The organism is Pseudooceanicola antarcticus (assembly GCF_900215355.1).
Taxonomy (GTDB): Bacteria; Pseudomonadota; Alphaproteobacteria; order Rhodobacterales; family Rhodobacteraceae; genus Pseudooceanicola; species Pseudooceanicola antarcticus.
Map to the genome: position 1 here is coordinate 1 of NZ_OBEA01000004.1, position 15,438 is coordinate 15,438.

General features: G+C 64.4%; 11 protein-coding genes, 1 tRNA gene and 2 pseudogenes. 12 read left to right on the plus strand and 2 right to left on the minus strand.

Going from position 1 to position 15,438, the window contains the following annotated elements:
* Positions 1 to 596 precede the first annotated feature (596 nt).
* From CRO50_RS19940 to CRO50_RS10765, 4 genes and pseudogenes are all read left to right on the plus strand, one after another.
* The gene (locus CRO50_RS19940) at positions 597 to 1,205 is read left to right on the plus strand and encodes a hypothetical protein (RefSeq protein WP_143516901.1); all 609 of its coding nucleotides are present in this window, start codon (positions 597 to 599) and stop codon (positions 1,203 to 1,205) included.
* 1,063 nt (positions 1,206 to 2,268) lie between these two features.
* A pseudogene (locus CRO50_RS10755) lies at positions 2,269 to 2,418 on the plus strand (IS5/IS1182 family transposase); the annotation flags it as partial.
* Between the two features lie 142 nt (positions 2,419 to 2,560).
* Positions 2,561 to 3,145, plus strand: a complete 585-nt coding sequence (locus CRO50_RS10760) for a DUF805 domain-containing protein (protein WP_157791796.1) — start codon at positions 2,561 to 2,563, stop codon at positions 3,143 to 3,145.
* A 5-nt stretch (positions 3,146 to 3,150) separates the two neighbouring features.
* Positions 3,151 to 3,264: pseudogene (locus tag CRO50_RS10765) on the plus strand (IS5/IS1182 family transposase); the annotation flags it as partial.
* Between the two features lie 178 nt (positions 3,265 to 3,442).
* Here CRO50_RS10765 and CRO50_RS10770 read toward each other — a convergent pair.
* Both CRO50_RS10770 and CRO50_RS10775 read right to left on the minus strand, forming a co-directional pair.
* Positions 3,443 to 3,516 (minus strand) — tRNA-Gly (locus CRO50_RS10770).
* Positions 3,517 to 3,719: 203 nt separating this feature from the next.
* Positions 3,720 to 5,768 (minus strand): ASKHA domain-containing protein, encoded by a 2,049-nt coding sequence (locus tag CRO50_RS10775; RefSeq protein ID WP_097145930.1) that lies wholly within the window; start codon positions 5,766 to 5,768, stop codon positions 3,720 to 3,722.
* 433 nt (positions 5,769 to 6,201) lie between these two features.
* Here CRO50_RS10775 and guaB point away from each other — a divergent pair, with 433 nt between their 5' ends.
* The 8 genes from guaB (at position 6,202) to CRO50_RS10815 (ending at position 15,426) form a co-directional block, all read left to right on the plus strand.
* Positions 6,202 to 7,650, plus strand: a complete 1,449-nt coding sequence (gene guaB / locus CRO50_RS10780; RefSeq protein WP_097145931.1) for an IMP dehydrogenase — start codon at positions 6,202 to 6,204, stop codon at positions 7,648 to 7,650.
* Between the two features lie 169 nt (positions 7,651 to 7,819).
* Positions 7,820 to 8,527: an HAD family hydrolase gene (locus CRO50_RS10785; RefSeq protein ID WP_097145932.1), complete on the plus strand. Its 708-nt coding sequence runs from the start codon at positions 7,820 to 7,822 to the stop codon at positions 8,525 to 8,527.
* 15 nt (positions 8,528 to 8,542) lie between these two features.
* The gene (locus CRO50_RS10790; protein WP_097145933.1) at positions 8,543 to 9,499 is read left to right on the plus strand and encodes a sugar-binding transcriptional regulator; all 957 of its coding nucleotides are present in this window, start codon (positions 8,543 to 8,545) and stop codon (positions 9,497 to 9,499) included.
* Positions 9,500 to 9,631: 132 nt separating this feature from the next.
* Positions 9,632 to 10,942, plus strand: a complete 1,311-nt coding sequence (locus CRO50_RS10795) for an ABC transporter substrate-binding protein (RefSeq protein ID WP_097145934.1) — start codon at positions 9,632 to 9,634, stop codon at positions 10,940 to 10,942.
* A 99-nt stretch (positions 10,943 to 11,041) separates the two neighbouring features.
* A complete protein-coding gene (locus tag CRO50_RS10800) occupies positions 11,042 to 11,914 on the plus strand; it encodes a carbohydrate ABC transporter permease (RefSeq protein ID WP_097145935.1) in 873 nt (290 codons plus the stop codon).
* Between the two features lie 123 nt (positions 11,915 to 12,037).
* Positions 12,038 to 12,868, plus strand: coding sequence for a carbohydrate ABC transporter permease (locus CRO50_RS10805; RefSeq protein ID WP_097145936.1), 831 nt, complete (start codon positions 12,038 to 12,040; stop codon positions 12,866 to 12,868).
* Between the two features lie 39 nt (positions 12,869 to 12,907).
* Complete coding sequence (locus CRO50_RS10810; RefSeq protein ID WP_097145937.1) at positions 12,908 to 13,912, plus strand: ABC transporter ATP-binding protein; 1,005 nt, start codon at positions 12,908 to 12,910, stop codon at positions 13,910 to 13,912.
* Positions 13,913 to 13,992: 80 nt separating this feature from the next.
* Entirely contained in the window at positions 13,993 to 15,426 is a 1,434-nt protein-coding gene (locus CRO50_RS10815) for a mannitol dehydrogenase family protein (RefSeq protein WP_179747275.1), read from the plus strand.
* Positions 15,427 to 15,438 lie beyond the last annotated feature (12 nt).

The following is a 15,438-nucleotide window of genomic DNA, read 5'->3' on the forward strand; positions in this document are numbered from 1 at the left end:
CTACTTCCGGATGCAGCGATCTATTTTCCATGACTTAGAAGATCTCATGCGGAAACTCAGGAAGCAAGATGTATCGTCACGGTAGGTTTGGGCTCAGACCAGACCTTCGCCGCGGCTACACCATCAAAAGATTGTCCGTTGCAGCATTGAATTTCCGCTTCCTTCAGGTGCGCAGTTTGAAATTGCATCCGCAGCGAATGGCAGCTCTCCGCCCTTAGTGTCGGCGCCTGGCGTCGTGATGCGTCTCGCACCAGTGTCGTGGAAGGGCTGGTATAGGACGTTCGCTGCGCCTGACATGAGCGGCGGCTTTGCGCAGACAGCAGCAACGCAGAGGAACTGATGAGGAATACAGGACGACAAGCGTTCAGCTCCCGCCGCCGTTAGCACATCGGTCTGAGCGTCAAGTTCTTGGTCTGAAGCTGAAAAGCGCGCATGACCGATTAACGGTTCTATAAAGACAAGAACCTCCCAGAGCCCCAAACGTTTTGCCATAGGTTTTTGGAGCGACTATCATTTTGTCGCTCGCGCATAGATTGAGCTTGGCAAAAGGTGACTTTTTCAACTAGCGTCCAAATAAACGCGAGTACAAATTGAGCATGAAGTTACATACCTATAGCGGGATCGTACAAAGCGGGGCGGAGGATAAACAAGTGTCAACTGGGCAGCGGTCATCGGTTTTAGTGCTGTCATTTTTCTTGGCGGCGACCACCACTCTGTTTCCTAATTTCAGTTCCGCTGGCACGTGCATCGGGTATGGGAAAAGTAAATATGGAGAAGCTAGCGTCGCTGACATTAAGCAGTTCATATTTGAAGGGAGAGGACAGACCGCGTCCGGACGACTGCTGAATAATGGCGTGCGATATTTCTCAAATCCGATATCGCAGTTACTTTTGGGCGTGAAGTCTATTGACGACAAAGAATTTGAAGTTGCCATCGCACATATTGACTTAGCTTCTTATTTGCTATGGGAAAGCAATCTCTGCTCACGGAGGGATCTTGAGTTTTTCATATTCGCCGCTCGAAAATTTGCTCTTGAGGAGGGTATTCTTTCCGGGTTTGACCGCCAAGTGTACCTCAATTTCACCACAGGTCTAACTAACCCTTCGCGAGAGTTGCTCTCCCAAGATTTTCAAAAGATTCGGCAATGCCTAAATGGCACATCTATGGACTCAGATACTGGTGTCTTGGTTTTCGCTTCTTGTTAGAGAGGACAGCATAGCTTTAGGATCTGGACCCATTAGTCTGCTTGCAACTACCCTGTCGGCGTGAAACACGCTCTAGAACTGACCTCCGCCGCACCTTACGCTGATGTCCGTTTCGGGCTGAGAGCGGTCCTTCGCTGCGCCATGCGCCAGCGTCCGCTCTGGGCTGGGATCAGTCCCGCGCTGCGCCTGGCAGGGGTGGCGGCTATGCGCGGGTAGCGGGAATGGCGTTCGACAGGGGCAAGCCCGGTGCGGCTGGCGCTATCAGGCCAAAGCGGACATAGCGATGTCGCGTATGTCGAAGACCAGTCGGCCACTGCGCGCGGAGACATCGCGATCGCGCCAGACGCAACCCTTACTCCCCAAAAAACACGAAGATAATCCCAATGCAAAAAAATGAAACGATCTGGAAGGCAAAGATCTTGGGGAATTTCTTTATCATATTGAGGCCAAGAGGATCACGGAAGGACAGGTAATCAAGGGTCGCCTGTCTATAGTCCTTCGAGCGGAAAAGGAAAAAAAGTGGCACCGAAAGCCACAGTGCAAGCGCCACAAGAAACGCTTTCGGTCCCAGAACTATAGCATCGTCAATTTGCATGGCGCAGACCTCTATCTGCGGTTTTCGACAACCGGATCGAAACCAAATAATAGTATCCATCCCGGGTCACACGTCACGTAGATCGGCAGCGTGTTATGTCGGCTTGACCCAGACAAGATAACTCTAGCGGCTTTGTGTAAGGCATGTCCAGTTCGCGCGGATTTGAACTCTGCCCTCGAAAGAAGCCTGCACTACACTACTCATCGAAAGTTTCGTTCGCGTTGCCGAGCGAGTCTGCCGACTCAAGTCACTTCAATCGTCTGCTATCCGCCCGTTGTGTCCAGGCCTGCGGACATGCTGCGACTGGCAGGAATGTCGCGGATGGGCTGGGACCGGCCATTCGCTGCGCCTGGCACAGATGGCCGCTTAGCGCAGAAGGCGGACATGGCAAGCGGGCTGTCTCGATTCGCGCGCCCAAGTACTTCCGGACCCCACAAGACACTCTACAATCTTTGGAAGCGGTGGAGCGACAAGCGCCGATACAAGCAGCGCAATTGCATCGAGATCGTGTTCGGCGGGCTCAAGGATTCGCGGCGGGTCGCCACGCGAAACGACAGGTGCCCCAAGGTCTTCCTCCCCGCGATCGTTCTCGCCGTTATCGTCATCTACTGGCTATAATTCCTGAGCCCTGTGAATGTCCCGGCTTTCCCTCGTTAGAACTGGGAAATGCGGATATTGTCGATTGCCCTTTCGGAAAGAACTGCTCTATTCTTCATTCATTGATCCGGATATCACGGACAGAGTTTTTGGGAGCGGAAATTTGACGTTGATCGAGGCCGTAAAGGTTTGCCTGAGGAAATACTTTGTCTTCTCCGGGCGCGCTTCCCGGGCAGAGTTTTGGAAATTCGTCGTAGGGATCTTTCTGGCCTCTATCGTGGCCTCGGTCGCGAACGTGGTGTTCTTCGGGCCGTTGATCGAAACGAAGTTCGTCGTTCAGATGACGGCTGAAGGGGCCTCGGAGGGGTTCGTGGAGAACAGGAAATATGGTTCGGGACCGTTGAGCAACCTTCTGTCGATCGCCGTCTTAGTGCCATTTTTGGCAGTTGCGAACCGCCGACTTCACGATATCGGCCGGCCGGGCTGGCACCTTGTTGTGGCCTGGGCCATGGCATTTGCGCTGCTGGTCTTCACGCTCTTTGCCTTCAGGGTCGAGGTGCCGATCTCCGAGGCCGCGCAGGCGGCAATGCCCTCCGTCGGCGCAAGCATGTTGGTGCCGCAGCCTCCGGCGAACCTGTTCCTTGCGTCCTGGGTCGTGTCGCTAGGGGTCCTGGTTCTCAGCATCCTGTGGCTGGCAAGGCGTGGCGCGGCTGAAGACAACCAGTTCGGTCCCGCCCCACAGGTCTAGGTGATATGTCTTATCACTTCTGGTTGAACGATGCGCAGATGGCGCGTCTGCAGCCCTACCTCCCGAAGTTCTATGGCAAGCCGCGCGTCGATGACTGGCGCGTGTCGAGTGGGATTATCTTGCGTTGCTTTCGGCCCGGGATGCAGGCGCGTAGGGCTGGTACCGGGCATTCGCTGGTCAACGCGCCCTGGTACATCTCGGGTTCAAGTATCGAGCGGATAGTGTCCCACGTACCAATTCAGCATGGGACACATCGGCGCTTAAGGCGCTGAATTATAATGATATTGTGATGAAATATGGAGCGGGTAGCGGGAATCGAACCCGCGCGTTCAGCTTGGGAAGCTGACAGGCTACCATTACATCATACCCGCCGCGCAATTCGTGAGCTATGCCAAGGCCGCCGACAGGTCAAGCCGAAAGCAGCGCGCGGGCCTGAGGGCGCGAGAGGGGCGCTGTCATACTCCCGGCATGCTCAGCGGGCGGCGGCCCAGTCTTTCAGCCCGCTGTGGATAGGCTGCGGGCCGTGCCGCCCCGCGCCCTTTGGACCGGGCGCGGGGTAAGTGCCCCGGTGGGCCTAGCCTCTCCGCCGCCTGCGGCCCCCGCGTCCGCCGCCATCTCCGCCGCCGGTGTTGAAACTGACCTCGGGGAGCGGCGCGATGCGGCGCAACTCGGGGAAGGGATCGCTGGCGTGGGGGATCGCATTGGCGGCGACGAAATGCGCCTGGAAGGCTGGCGCGATGGCGGTCTCGATTTTGGTGATGCGGCGCACGTTGGCTTCTATCGCCGCGCGCGCGGCAGTGTCGCAGAGCGCGATCCGCGCGCCGGTGCCCGCCGCATTGCCCGCCGAGGTGACCTTCTCGAGCGGAACATCGGGGATCATTCCCAGCACCATGGCATGTTTGGCCGAGATATGGGCGCCGAAGGCCCCGGCCAGAACCACGCGATCGACATGATCCACACCCATCTCGTCCATCAGCAGCCGGGCCCCGGCATAGAGCGCCGACTTGGCCAGCTGGATCGCCCGCACGTCGCCCTGGGTGACGGTGATCACCGGCCCACCCTCGGCGCTGCCGTCGTGCAGCAGGTAGGCATGGGTGCGCCCCTCGGGGCGCGAACGCGCGGTGCCGGTCTGTTCGGCAGACCCGATGAGGCCCGAGCCGTCCATCAGCCCCGCCATGCGCATCTCGGCCAGCGCCTCGATGATGCCAGAGCCGCAGATGCCGGTGACGCCCGAGGCGGCGGTGGCCTCGGCAAAGCCCGGATCGTCGGACCAGAGGTCGCAGCCGATGACGCGGAAGCGGGGCTCCTTGGTCACCGGGTCGATCTCGACCGACTCGATGGCCCCCGGCGCGGCGCGCTGGCCCGAGGAGATCTGCGCGCCCTCGAAGGCCGGCCCGGTCGGAGAGGAGCAGGCCAGGACCCGTGTCCTGTTGCCAAGCAGCAGCTCGGCATTGGTGCCCACGTCGATGATCAGCGCCAGGTCCTCGGAACGCTCGGGCGCCTCGGACAGGGCCACGGCGGCGGCATCGGCGCCCACGTGGCCGGCGATGCAGGGCAGCAGGTAGACCCGGGCGCGCGGGTTGATGGTGTCTAGGCCCAGCTTGGCCGCGGGCAGCGAAAGCGCCTCGGAGACCGCAAGGGCGAAGGGCGCCTGGCCCAGCTCGGTCGGATCGAGACCCAGCAGCAGGTGGTGCATCACCGGGTTGCAGACCACGACCACATCCAGCACCTGCTCGGGCGCAAGCCCGGCCTCGGCGATCAGCTCGGCGGCCAGGGTGGCGAGCGCCCGGCGCACCGCGTCGCGCATTTCCTCGGTGCCGCCGGGGTTCATCATCACGTAGGAGACCCGGCTCATCAGGTCCTCGCCGAAGCGGATCTGGGGGTTCATCAGCCCGGACGAGGCCCGCACCTCGCCGGTGTCGAGGTCGGTCAGATGGGCGGCAATGGTGGTCGAGCCCAGGTCGACGGCCAGGCCGAAGATGCCGCCCTCGTGCAGGCCTGGCCAGAGCTGGAGGATGCGGGGTGCCGCCCCGGTGTGATCCCGGTGCAGGGCCACGGTGACCTTCCAGCCGCCCTTGCGCAGCACCTGTTGCAGGCCGGCCAGCAGGCTCAGATCGGCGGTCACGCCTTCGATCCCCCATTGCGCCTGCAGCGCCTGCGACAGGCGCTCGAAATCGCCCGAGGGCTCGTGCATGTCCGGCTCGGCCACCTCGACATAGCAGAGCTTCACGGCGGGGTTCATGTGCAGCGCGCGGGTGTCGGCGCGCTTGCGGATGACCTGACGGTGGACCTGGCTCTCGGCGGGCACGTCGATGACCACATCGCCCTCGATGCAGGCCTGGCAGCCAAGGCGGCGGCCTTCCTTCAGACCCCGCACCCGGTCGTAGCGCTCTTCCACGGCGTTCCAGTCCGACAGCGCCTGGGGCTCGACATGCACGCCATGCTTGGGGAAGTCACCGAAGGCGGGCGTGACCTGGCACTTCGAGCAGATGCCGCGTCCGCCGCAGACGGAATCGAGGTCGACCCCGAGCTTGCGCGCCGCCTGCAGCACGGGCGTGCCGCGGGGCACGCGGCCGCGCTTGCCGGAGGGGGTGAAGATGACGAGCGGGTCCTGGTCACTCATGTGGGGCCTTTCCTTTGCCAAGAGATAGGCTGCCGGGGGCGCTGGCGAAAGCTTGCCCGCGACATGGCACCCGGCGGAGGCGACATCGGGGCCGCTCAGAGGCGATACCGGCGCCGACCACCCCCCCCCGTGCCGCAGCTTAGGCCCCCAGAGGCCAGGGCGCCGCCACGCGGGCATCGAGCCCGCGCGGCGGCGGGGGGCAGGGCCCCCGGGCGCCCGTGGCGGGCGGTGCGCCTCATGGGGGCGACATAGGCCCACACCGGGGCGACACGGGGCAGGGTTGGGGCGGGTGCCGGGCTCGGGAAAACGTCCCTCGTGCGAGGTCGGGTCACACCTGCGAGGGCGCGCAAGCCCTGCGGGGCTTTTCGACTTTCCCCTGCCCGGAAGACATGTAATAGGGAAGCGCCAAGTGATCATGCCATGGAGATACCCGATGGAGATTCGCGAGGCTCTCACCTTCGATGACGTACTGCTCGTTCCTGCTGCTTCCTCGGTGCTGCCCAGCACCGCTGATACACGGACACGGGTCACCAAGCGGATTTCCATGAATATCCCGCTGCTCAGCTCGGCCATGGATACCGTGACCGAAGCCCGGATGGCCATTACCATGGCCCAGGCCGGCGGGATCGGGGTGATCCACAAGAACCTCGACGTGGAACGCCAAGCGCAGGAAGTGCGCCGCGTGAAGCGCTTCGAATCGGGGATCGTCTACAATCCCGTGACGCTGACCCCCGACCAGACCCTGGCCGACGCCAAGGCGCTGACCGAGCGATACGGCTTCACCGGCTTCCCGGTGGTCGACAAGGACCACAAGGTCGTCGGCATCGTCACCAACCGCGACATGCGCTTCGCCCAGAAGGACGAAACCCCGGTTCGCGTGATGATGACCAAGGACAACCTGGCCATCCTGCATGAACCTGCGGACCGCAACCAGGCGATCGACATGATGCGCGAGCGCCGGATCGAAAAGCTGCTGGTCACCGACAAGAGCGGCAAGCTGACCGGCCTGCTGACCCTCAAGGACACCGAGAAGGCCGTGCTGAACCCGACGGCCTGCAAGGACGACCTGGGCCGCCTGCGCGTCGCCGCCGCCACCTCGGTGGGCGACTCGGGCTTCGAGCGTTCCGAGGCGCTGGTCGATGCCGAGGTCGATATCCTCGTGGTCGATACCGCCCATGGCCATAGCGCCGGCGTCATCGACGCCGTGCGCCGCGCCAAGCGGCTGTCCAACGAGGTGCAGGTGATCGCGGGCAACGTGGCCACCGCCGAGGCCACCAAGGCGCTGATCGACGCGGGCGCGGATGCGGTGAAGGTCGGCATCGGGCCGGGCTCCATCTGCACCACCCGCATGGTCGCCGGTGTCGGCGTGCCGCAGCTGACCGCCATCATGGATTGCGCCCGCGCGGCCGGTGACGTGCCGGTGATCGCGGATGGTGGCATCAAGTTCTCGGGCGATTTCGCCAAGGCGATTGCCGCCGGGGCCTCCTGCGCCATGGTCGGCTCGATGATCGCGGGCACCGATGAATCTCCGGGCGAGGTGATCCTCTACCAGGGCCGTTCCTTCAAGAGCTACCGTGGCATGGGCTCGCTCGGCGCCATGGCACGCGGCTCGGCGGATCGTTACTTCCAGAAGGATGCGGCCAGCGACAAGCTGGTGCCGGAAGGCATCGAGGGCCAGGTGCCCTACAAGGGCGCCGCGGGCGCGGTGATCCACCAGCTGGTCGGCGGTCTGCGCGCGGCCATGGGCTACACCGGCTGCGCCACCGTCGACGAGATGCGGCAGAATTGCTCTTTCGTGAAGATCACCAACGCGGGCCTGAGCGAGAGCCACGTCCACGACGTGCAGATCACCCGCGAGAGCCCGAACTACCGCATCGGCTGATCCCTTCGCGGATGAAAGCGCATTCGGGCGGTCTTGCGGGGCCGCCCTTTTTCTTGCGGCTTTTCCAGCCGGGGCAGGGGGTTGCGCCCCCGATCCTCCGCCTCGCAGGGCCCTTGCATGGCCGTGGCGAAAGGGGCATCAGGAGAAAACGCAATCCGGGGAGGCAGGCGTGACAGGCTCCACTTTCGCCGATGGAACGGCCGCGACACGCAGGCAGCCGGTCGAACTGGTGATCTTCGACTTCGACGGGGTGCTGGTGGACAGCGAGGTGATCAGCGCGCGGATGCTGGTGGCCGAGTTGGCCCTGCACGGCATCGAGGTTGACCTGGCCTATATCGCGCGGCACTTCCTTGGCCGCTCCTACCCCGTGGTGCTGGCGCAGATCCGCGCCGAATTCGGCATAGAGCTGCCCGATGGTTTCGAGGCCGCCTACCGCGCCCGCCTGCTTGCCGCCTTCGAGGCCGAGCTGCGCGTCATGCCCGGCGTGGTCCCGGTGCTGGAGAGCCTGCGCGTGCCCTTTTGCATCGCCACCTCCTCGTCCGAGCCGCGGCTCAAGCGCTCGATGGAGATCGCCGGTCTGACCGCTCACTTCGGGCCACGCTACACCACCGCCTCGGAGGTGGCCCGCGGCAAGCCCGCGCCGGATCTCTTCCTGCGTGCCGCCGAGAAGGCGGGGGTCCCGCCCGAGGCCTGCCTGGTGATCGAGGACAGCCTTCCGGGCATACGCGCCGCCCGCACGGCGGGCATGGAGGTCTGGCATTTCCGGGGGGGCAGCCATCTCGACGGGCTCGATCTAACCACCGAGCTGCGGCTGGCGCCCAAGATGATCTTTGCAGATTTCGCCCGGATGCCGCATCTTGCTCCGGATCTATTCTAGGAAGCACGGTACGACATGGCAGCAGGCAACGGCGACGAGGATCGGGGACGCAAGGATGACGCGGCTCGGGCGGCATGGCTCTACTACGTGGGGGGCATGCGCCAGGACCGGATCGCGGAGGAGCTGGGGATCTCGCGCCAGGGGGCGCAACGCCTGGTCGCCCGCGCGGCGCAGGAAGGCATGATCCGGGTCCGCATCGAACACCCCATCGCCGCCTGCCAGCAACTGGGCCGCGACCTGTCGCGGCGCTACGGGCTGGAGATGGTGCGGATCGCCCCCAGCCTGCGCGGCTCGGGCGATGCGCTGAAGGCCATCACGCCGGTGGCGGCGGGTTACCTGGAAAGCTTCTTTGCCAGCTCTGAACCCCAGGTGGTGGGGTTGGGCACCGGGCGGACCCTGAAGGCCGTGGCCGACGAGATGCAGGCGCTGGATGGTTCGGCGCACAAGCTGGTCTCTCTAATCGGCAACGTGGCCCCCGACGGCTCTGCCAGCTTCTACGAGGTGGTCATGCGATTCGCCGATCGCACCAAGGCGGCGCATTACCCGATGTCGGTGCCGGTCATGGCGCGCGATGATGACGAGCTGGCGCTCTATCAATCCTTGCCGCACGTGCGAAGTGCGCGCGAGCTGGCCAAGACCGCCGACACGGTGATCGTCGGCATCGGCCAGATCGAGGACGATGCCCCTCTTTTCGTTGACGGTTTCATCACCTCCGAGGAACTCTCGAGCCTGCGTGCCGCCGGCGCGGCGGGTGAGATCTGCGGCCATGTCTTCAACGAGGAGGGTCAGTACCTGGACCACCCGGTGAACCGCATGATGGTCGGGGTGCGGGTGCCCGTGACCCAGGGCCGGACCCTCTGCATCGCGGGCGGAGCCAGCAAGATCAAGCCCTTGCGGGGGGCTCTGACCGGCGGCCTGCTCTCGGGGCTGATCACCGACGAGGACACTGCCGCCGCCCTCCTGGCAGACTAGGCCAGGCCGCGCTCTCTCTGCACTGCAGCGTTAAAACTCTATTGACTTGTCGTGTGGCTTGGTGTGGGTAATGGCTCATGACTTGGGCAGTTGCTCACGCACTGTCTGGTTGTGACCAAGGGAGGACATTTCATGACCACGACCATCCGGGCCGGGCTTCTCGCCTGTGCCGCTGGCGTCCTGACTGCATCCGCAGCTGGCGCCGAAACCATCACGATCGCCACCGTCAACAACGGTGACATGATCCGCATGCAGAAGCTGACGGACGACTTCACCGCCAAGAACCCCGGCATCGAGCTGGAGTGGGTGACCCTGGAAGAGAACGTGCTGCGTCAGCGCGTCACCCAGGACATCGCCACCAATGGCGGCCAGTTCGACGTCATGACCATCGGCACCTACGAGGTTCCGATCTGGGCCGGCCAGGATTGGCTGGTGCCGCTGAACGACATGCCCGAAGGCTATGACGCCGACGACATCCTGCCTGCCATCGCAGGCGGCCTGACCACCGACGGCACCCTCTACGCCGCGCCCTTCTACGGCGAGAGCTCGATGGTCATGTACCGCAAGGACCTGATGGAGGCCGCCGGCATGGAAATGCCCGAAGCCCCCACCTGGGACGAGATCCGCGCCGCCGCCGAGGCGATGACGGACGAGGACGCCGGCATCTACGGCATCTGCCTGCGCGGCAAGGCCGGCTGGGGCGAGAACATGGCCTTCCTGACCGCCATGTCCAACTCCTACGGCGCACGCTGGTTCGACGAAGAGTGGAACGCCCAGTTCGACAGCCCCGAGTGGGAAGCCACGCTGACCGACTACCTGGAGCTGATGAACAACTACGGCCCTCCGGGTGCCTCCTCGAACGGCTTCAACGAGAACCTGGCGCTCTTCCAGCAAGGCAAGTGCGGCATGTGGATCGACGCCACCGTGGCGGCTTCCTTCGTGACCAACCCCGCTGACAGCACCGTGGCCGACCAGGTCGGTTTCGCCCTGGCACCCGACAAGGGCCTCGGCAAGCGCGGCAACTGGCTCTGGGCCTGGAACCTGGCGATCCCCGCCGGCTCCGAGAAGGTCGATGCGGCGAAGGCCTTCGTGGCCTGGGCCACCAGCAAGGAATACACCGCGCTGGTTGCCGAGAACGAAGGCTGGGCCAACGTGCCTCCGGGCACCCGTACCTCGCTGTATGAGAACCAGGACTACCTGGATGCGGCGCCCTTCGCGCAGATGACGCTGGAGTCGATCAACGCGGCCGACCCGCAGAACCCCACCGTGGACCCGGTGCCTTATGTCGGCGTCCAGTTCGTTGCGATCCCCGAGTTCCAGGGCATCGGCACGGCGGTTGGCCAGCAGTTCTCGGCGGCCCTCGCAGGCCAGATCACCGCGCAGCAGGCGCTGGAGAATGCCCAGAAGCTGACCACCCGCGAGATGGAACGCTCCGGCTACTGATCTCGGGCCGCGTCCCTGGCCCGAGACCCCGGGCGGGACGGCATTACCGCCGTCCCGCCCAACCCAAGGACCCAAAGCAAGAACGAGGGGGACGGCCCGATGGCAACCCAGCATTCCCGTGCCGCGGCGCGGTTGATGATCTCACCGGCGGTGTTGCTGCTGCTTGGGTGGATGCTCATCCCGCTGGGGATGACGATCTACTTCTCGCTGCTGCGCTACAATCTGCTGATGCCCGGCAACAACCCCTACGTGGGCTGGGAGAACTACAAGTACTTCCTCACCGATCCGGCCTTCTCGGCCGCCATCTTCAACACCCTCGCCCTGGTCGGCGGCGTGCTGCTGATCACCGTGGTCGGTGGCATCCTGCTGGGCCTGCTGCTGGACCAGCCGATGTGGGGGCAGGGGATCGTGCGTATCCTCGTCATCGCCCCGTTCTTCGTCATGCCCACCGTCTCGGCGCTGGTCTGGAAGAACATGTTCATGAACCCGGTGAACGGGCTCTTTGCCTACCTGGCGCAGTTCCTCGGCCTCGAGCCCTTCGACTTCCTGGCCCAGGCGCCGCTGATGTCGATCATCGGCATCGTCAGCTGGCAGTGGCTGCCCTTCGCCACGCTGATCCTGCTGACGGCCATGCAGTCGCTCGACCGCGAGCAGCTGGAGGCCGCCGAGATGGACGGCGCGGGGCCCTTCAACCGCTTCTTCTACATCGTGCTGCCGCACCTGGCGCGCGCCGTCACCGTGGTGGTGCTGATCCAGACCATCTTCCTGCTCTCGGTCTTCGCCGAGATCCTGGTGACCACCAATGGCGGGCCCGGCAATGCCTCTACCAACCTGACCTACCTGGTCTATGCCGAGAGCCTGCTGCGCTTCGACGTGGGCACCGGATCGGCAGGCGGCGTGGTGGCCATCGTGCTGGCCAATATAGTGGCGATCTTCCTGATGCGGATGATCGGCAAGAACCTGGAGGCATGACCATGGAGCATGTCGATCACAAGCCGCGGCAGGAGGGGCGCTGCCCCGCTGCGCCTGCGGCGCATTCACCCCGGAGTATTTTCAGCCTGGTGATGGCACGGGGCCGGACAAGGAGGACCGATCATGGCGCGTAAAGTGACCACGCAACGAATGGCGCTGAACACCGTCCTGGCCTGGGCCATTGGCCTGCTGATCTTCTTCCCGATCCTCTGGACCATCCTCACCAGCTTCAAGACCGAGGCCCAGGCGATCGCCGATCCGCCGATCTTCCTCGGCTTCAACTGGACGCTGGAGAACTACGTCGAGGTGCAGGAGCGGTCGAACTACTTCCGCCACTTCTGGAACTCGGTGGTGATCTCGCTGGGCTCGACCCTGCTGGGCCTGGTGATCGCCGTGCCCGCCGCCTGGGCGATGGCCTTCGTGCCGGGCAAGCGCACCAAGGACGTGCTGATGTGGATGCTGTCGACCAAGATGCTGCCGCCCGTCGGCGTACTGGTGCCCATCTACCTGATGTTCAAGTCCCTGGGCCTGCTGGATACCCAGCTGGGGCTGGTCATCGTGCTGACCTTGATCAACCTGCCGATCATCATCTGGATGCTCTACACCTACTTCCGCGAAATTCCGGGCGAGATCCTGGAAGCGGCGCGGATGGATGGGGCGACGCTTAAGGGAGAGGTGGTGCACGTCCTGCTGCCGATGGCGGTGCCGGGCATGGCCTCGACCGTGCTGCTCAACATCATCCTGGCCTGGAACGAGGCCTTCTGGACGCTGAACCTGACCGCCGCCAAGGCCGCGCCGCTGACCGCCTTTATCGCCTCCTACTCGTCGCCCGAGGGACTGTTCTACGCCAAGCTCTCGGCCGCCTCCACCATGGCCATCGCGCCGATCCTGATCATGGGCTGGTTCAGCCAGAAACAGCTCGTCCGTGGCCTCACCTTCGGCGCCGTCAAGTAAAGAACGCCCTGCAAGGGTCTGAAAATAAAGGACAAGAACATGGGACGTATCACGCTGGACAAGGTGACCAAGTCTTTTGGCGATATCGAGGTGATCCCGCCGCTGGACCTGACCATCGACGAGGGCGAATTCGTCGTCTTCGTCGGCCCCTCGGGCTGCGGCAAGTCCACCCTGCTGCGGCTGATCGCCGGGCTCGAGGATGTCAGCAGCGGCCAGATCCGCATCGACCGCCAGGACGCCACCCACCTGCCGCCCGCCAAGCGCGGCCTGGCCATGGTGTTCCAGAGCTATGCTCTCTATCCGCACATGTCGGTCAGGAAGAACATCGCCTTCCCGCTGAAGATGGCCGGCATGGACAAGGCCGAGCAGGACAAGCGCGTCAACTACGCCGCCGAGGTGCTGAACCTTTCCGATTACATCGACCGCAAGCCCGGCCAGCTTTCGGGCGGCCAGCGCCAGCGGGTCGCCATCGGTCGGGCCATCGTGCGCGAGCCGGCGGCCTTCCTCTTCGACGAGCCGCTGTCGAACCTCGACGCGGCGCTGCGCGTCAACATGCGCCTCGAGATCTCCGAGCTGCACGCCAAGCTGAAGACCACCATGGTCTACGTCACCCACGACCAGGTCGAAGCCATGACCATGGCCGACAAGATCGTGGTGCTGCAGGCCGGGCGCATCGAACAGGTGGGCAGCCCGCTGGAACTCTACCGCGCCCCGCGCAACCGCTTCGTGGCGGGGTTCATCGGCTCTCCGAAAATGAACTTCATCACGGGGGCCGCCGCCGAGGCCTTCGGCGTGCACGAGATCGGCGTCCGCCCCGAGCACCTGCAGCCCTCGACCGAGAGCGGCATGTGGAAGGGCACCGTCGGGGTGGGCGAGCACCTGGGCTCGGACACTTTCCTGCATGTCCATGACACCGGCCTGGCCGAGACCATCACCGTCCGCGCCAGCGGCGAGATGGCCCTGCGCCACGGTGACACGATCTGGCTGACGCCGGAAGCCGACAAGATCCACAAGTTCGACGCCGCGGGCCTGCGGGTCGAGTGACCAGACCTGCCGGGCCCTGCGCCCGGTGGCACATCAGACAAGAGGCAGAGATGACACTCTCCGACACTGCACCGGGCAACCTGTCCCCCCAGGTCGCCCGGCCCGGATATGATCGCTCGGCACTGACCCATGGCATCGTCCATGTGGGGCTGGGCAACTTCCACCGCGCCCACCAGGCGGTCTACCTGGATGATCTCTTCGCCCTGGGCGAGGGGCACGACTGGGCCATCACCGGCGCCGGCGTCCGTGCCCCCGATGCCGCCATGCGCGAAGTGCTGCTGGCGCAGGACTGCCTGTCGACGGTGATCGAGCTGGACGAGACCGGCGCGCGGGCGCGCATCGTGGGATCAATGATCGACTTCCTGCCGGTGGAAGAGGGCAATGGCGCGCTGATTGCCAAGATGGCCGATGCCGCCACGCGGATCGTCTCCCTGACAGTGACCGAGGGCGGGTATTTCGTCTCTGCCGAGACCGGCACCTTCGATCCGACCCACCCCGAGATCCGGGCCGATGCGGCCCGGTCCGAGGCGCCGCATACGGTCTTCGGCGCCATCGTCGCCGCGCTGAAGCAGCGCCGCGCGGCCGGGATCGACCCCTTCACCGTCATGTCCTGCGACAACCTTCCGGGCAATGGCGAGGTGACCCGCGACGCGGTGGTGGGCTTCGCCCAGCTCGTCGACCTCGAGCTTGCCGACTGGATCGAGGGGCAGGTGGCCTTCCCGAACGGCATGGTTGACCGCATCACCCCCGCCACCGGCGCGCGGGAACGTGCCCTTGCAGGCAAGCTGGGTCTCGATGATCCGGTGCCCGTCACCTGCGAGCCCTTCCGCCAATGGGTGCTGGAAGACAACTTCCCCCTCGGGCGTCCGGCGCTGGAAAAGGTCGGTGTGACCTTCACCAGCGACGTGCACACCTACGAGCGCATGAAGATCCGCATCCTCAACGGCGGCCACGCGCTGATCGCCTACCCGGCGGCGCTTCTGGGGGTCGAGCTGGCGCATGAGGCCATGGCGCATCCGCTGGTGCACGGCTTCTTCCGCAAGGTCGAGGCGCAAGAGATCCTGCCCCATGTCCATCCGGTGCCCGAATTCGACCCCGAAAGCTACCTGGACCTGATCGACGCCCGCTTCTCGAATCCCGCGGTCGAGGACACGACGCGGCGGCTCTGCCTGGATGGCTCGAACCGGCAACCGAAGTTCATCGTGCCCTCGATCCGCGACGGGCTGGAGGCCGGCACCCCGGTCGAGGGGCTGGCGCTGATCTCGGCGCTCTGGGCGCGCTACTGCCAAGGCGTGCTGGAGGACGGCACGCCGGTGGCGCCCAATGACCCCAACTGGCAGGCACTGGTGATCCGCGCGGGGGAAGCGAAGCTGCGTCCCGCCGCCTGGCTCGAGATGCGCGATGTCTATGGCGGCCTGGGCGAGAACCCGCGCTTCGCGGGCGCTTTCGCCAAATGGTTCGAAATCGTCAATCACGACGGCGTCGCCGCAGCCCTTGAAGCTTTCATCGACTGAGCATGCTGCGGA

Bases quoted from the DNA above. Each gene is read 5' to 3' on its own strand.
- CRO50_RS19940 (WP_143516901.1), top strand. From the start codon at position 597: ATGAAGTTACATACCTATAGCGGGATCGTACAAAGCGGGGCGGAGGAT.
- CRO50_RS10775 (WP_097145930.1), bottom strand. From the start codon at position 5,768: ATGAGTGACCAGGACCCGCTCGTCATCTTCACCCCCTCCGGCAAGCGC.
- guaB (WP_097145931.1), top strand. From the start codon at position 6,202: ATGGAGATTCGCGAGGCTCTCACCTTCGATGACGTACTGCTCGTTCCT.
- CRO50_RS10790 (WP_097145933.1), top strand. From the start codon at position 8,543: ATGGCAGCAGGCAACGGCGACGAGGATCGGGGACGCAAGGATGACGCG.
- CRO50_RS10795 (WP_097145934.1), top strand. From the start codon at position 9,632: ATGACCACGACCATCCGGGCCGGGCTTCTCGCCTGTGCCGCTGGCGTC.
- CRO50_RS10800 (WP_097145935.1), top strand. From the start codon at position 11,042: ATGGCAACCCAGCATTCCCGTGCCGCGGCGCGGTTGATGATCTCACCG.
- CRO50_RS10805 (WP_097145936.1), top strand. From the start codon at position 12,038: ATGGCGCGTAAAGTGACCACGCAACGAATGGCGCTGAACACCGTCCTG.
- CRO50_RS10810 (WP_097145937.1), top strand. From the start codon at position 12,908: ATGGGACGTATCACGCTGGACAAGGTGACCAAGTCTTTTGGCGATATC.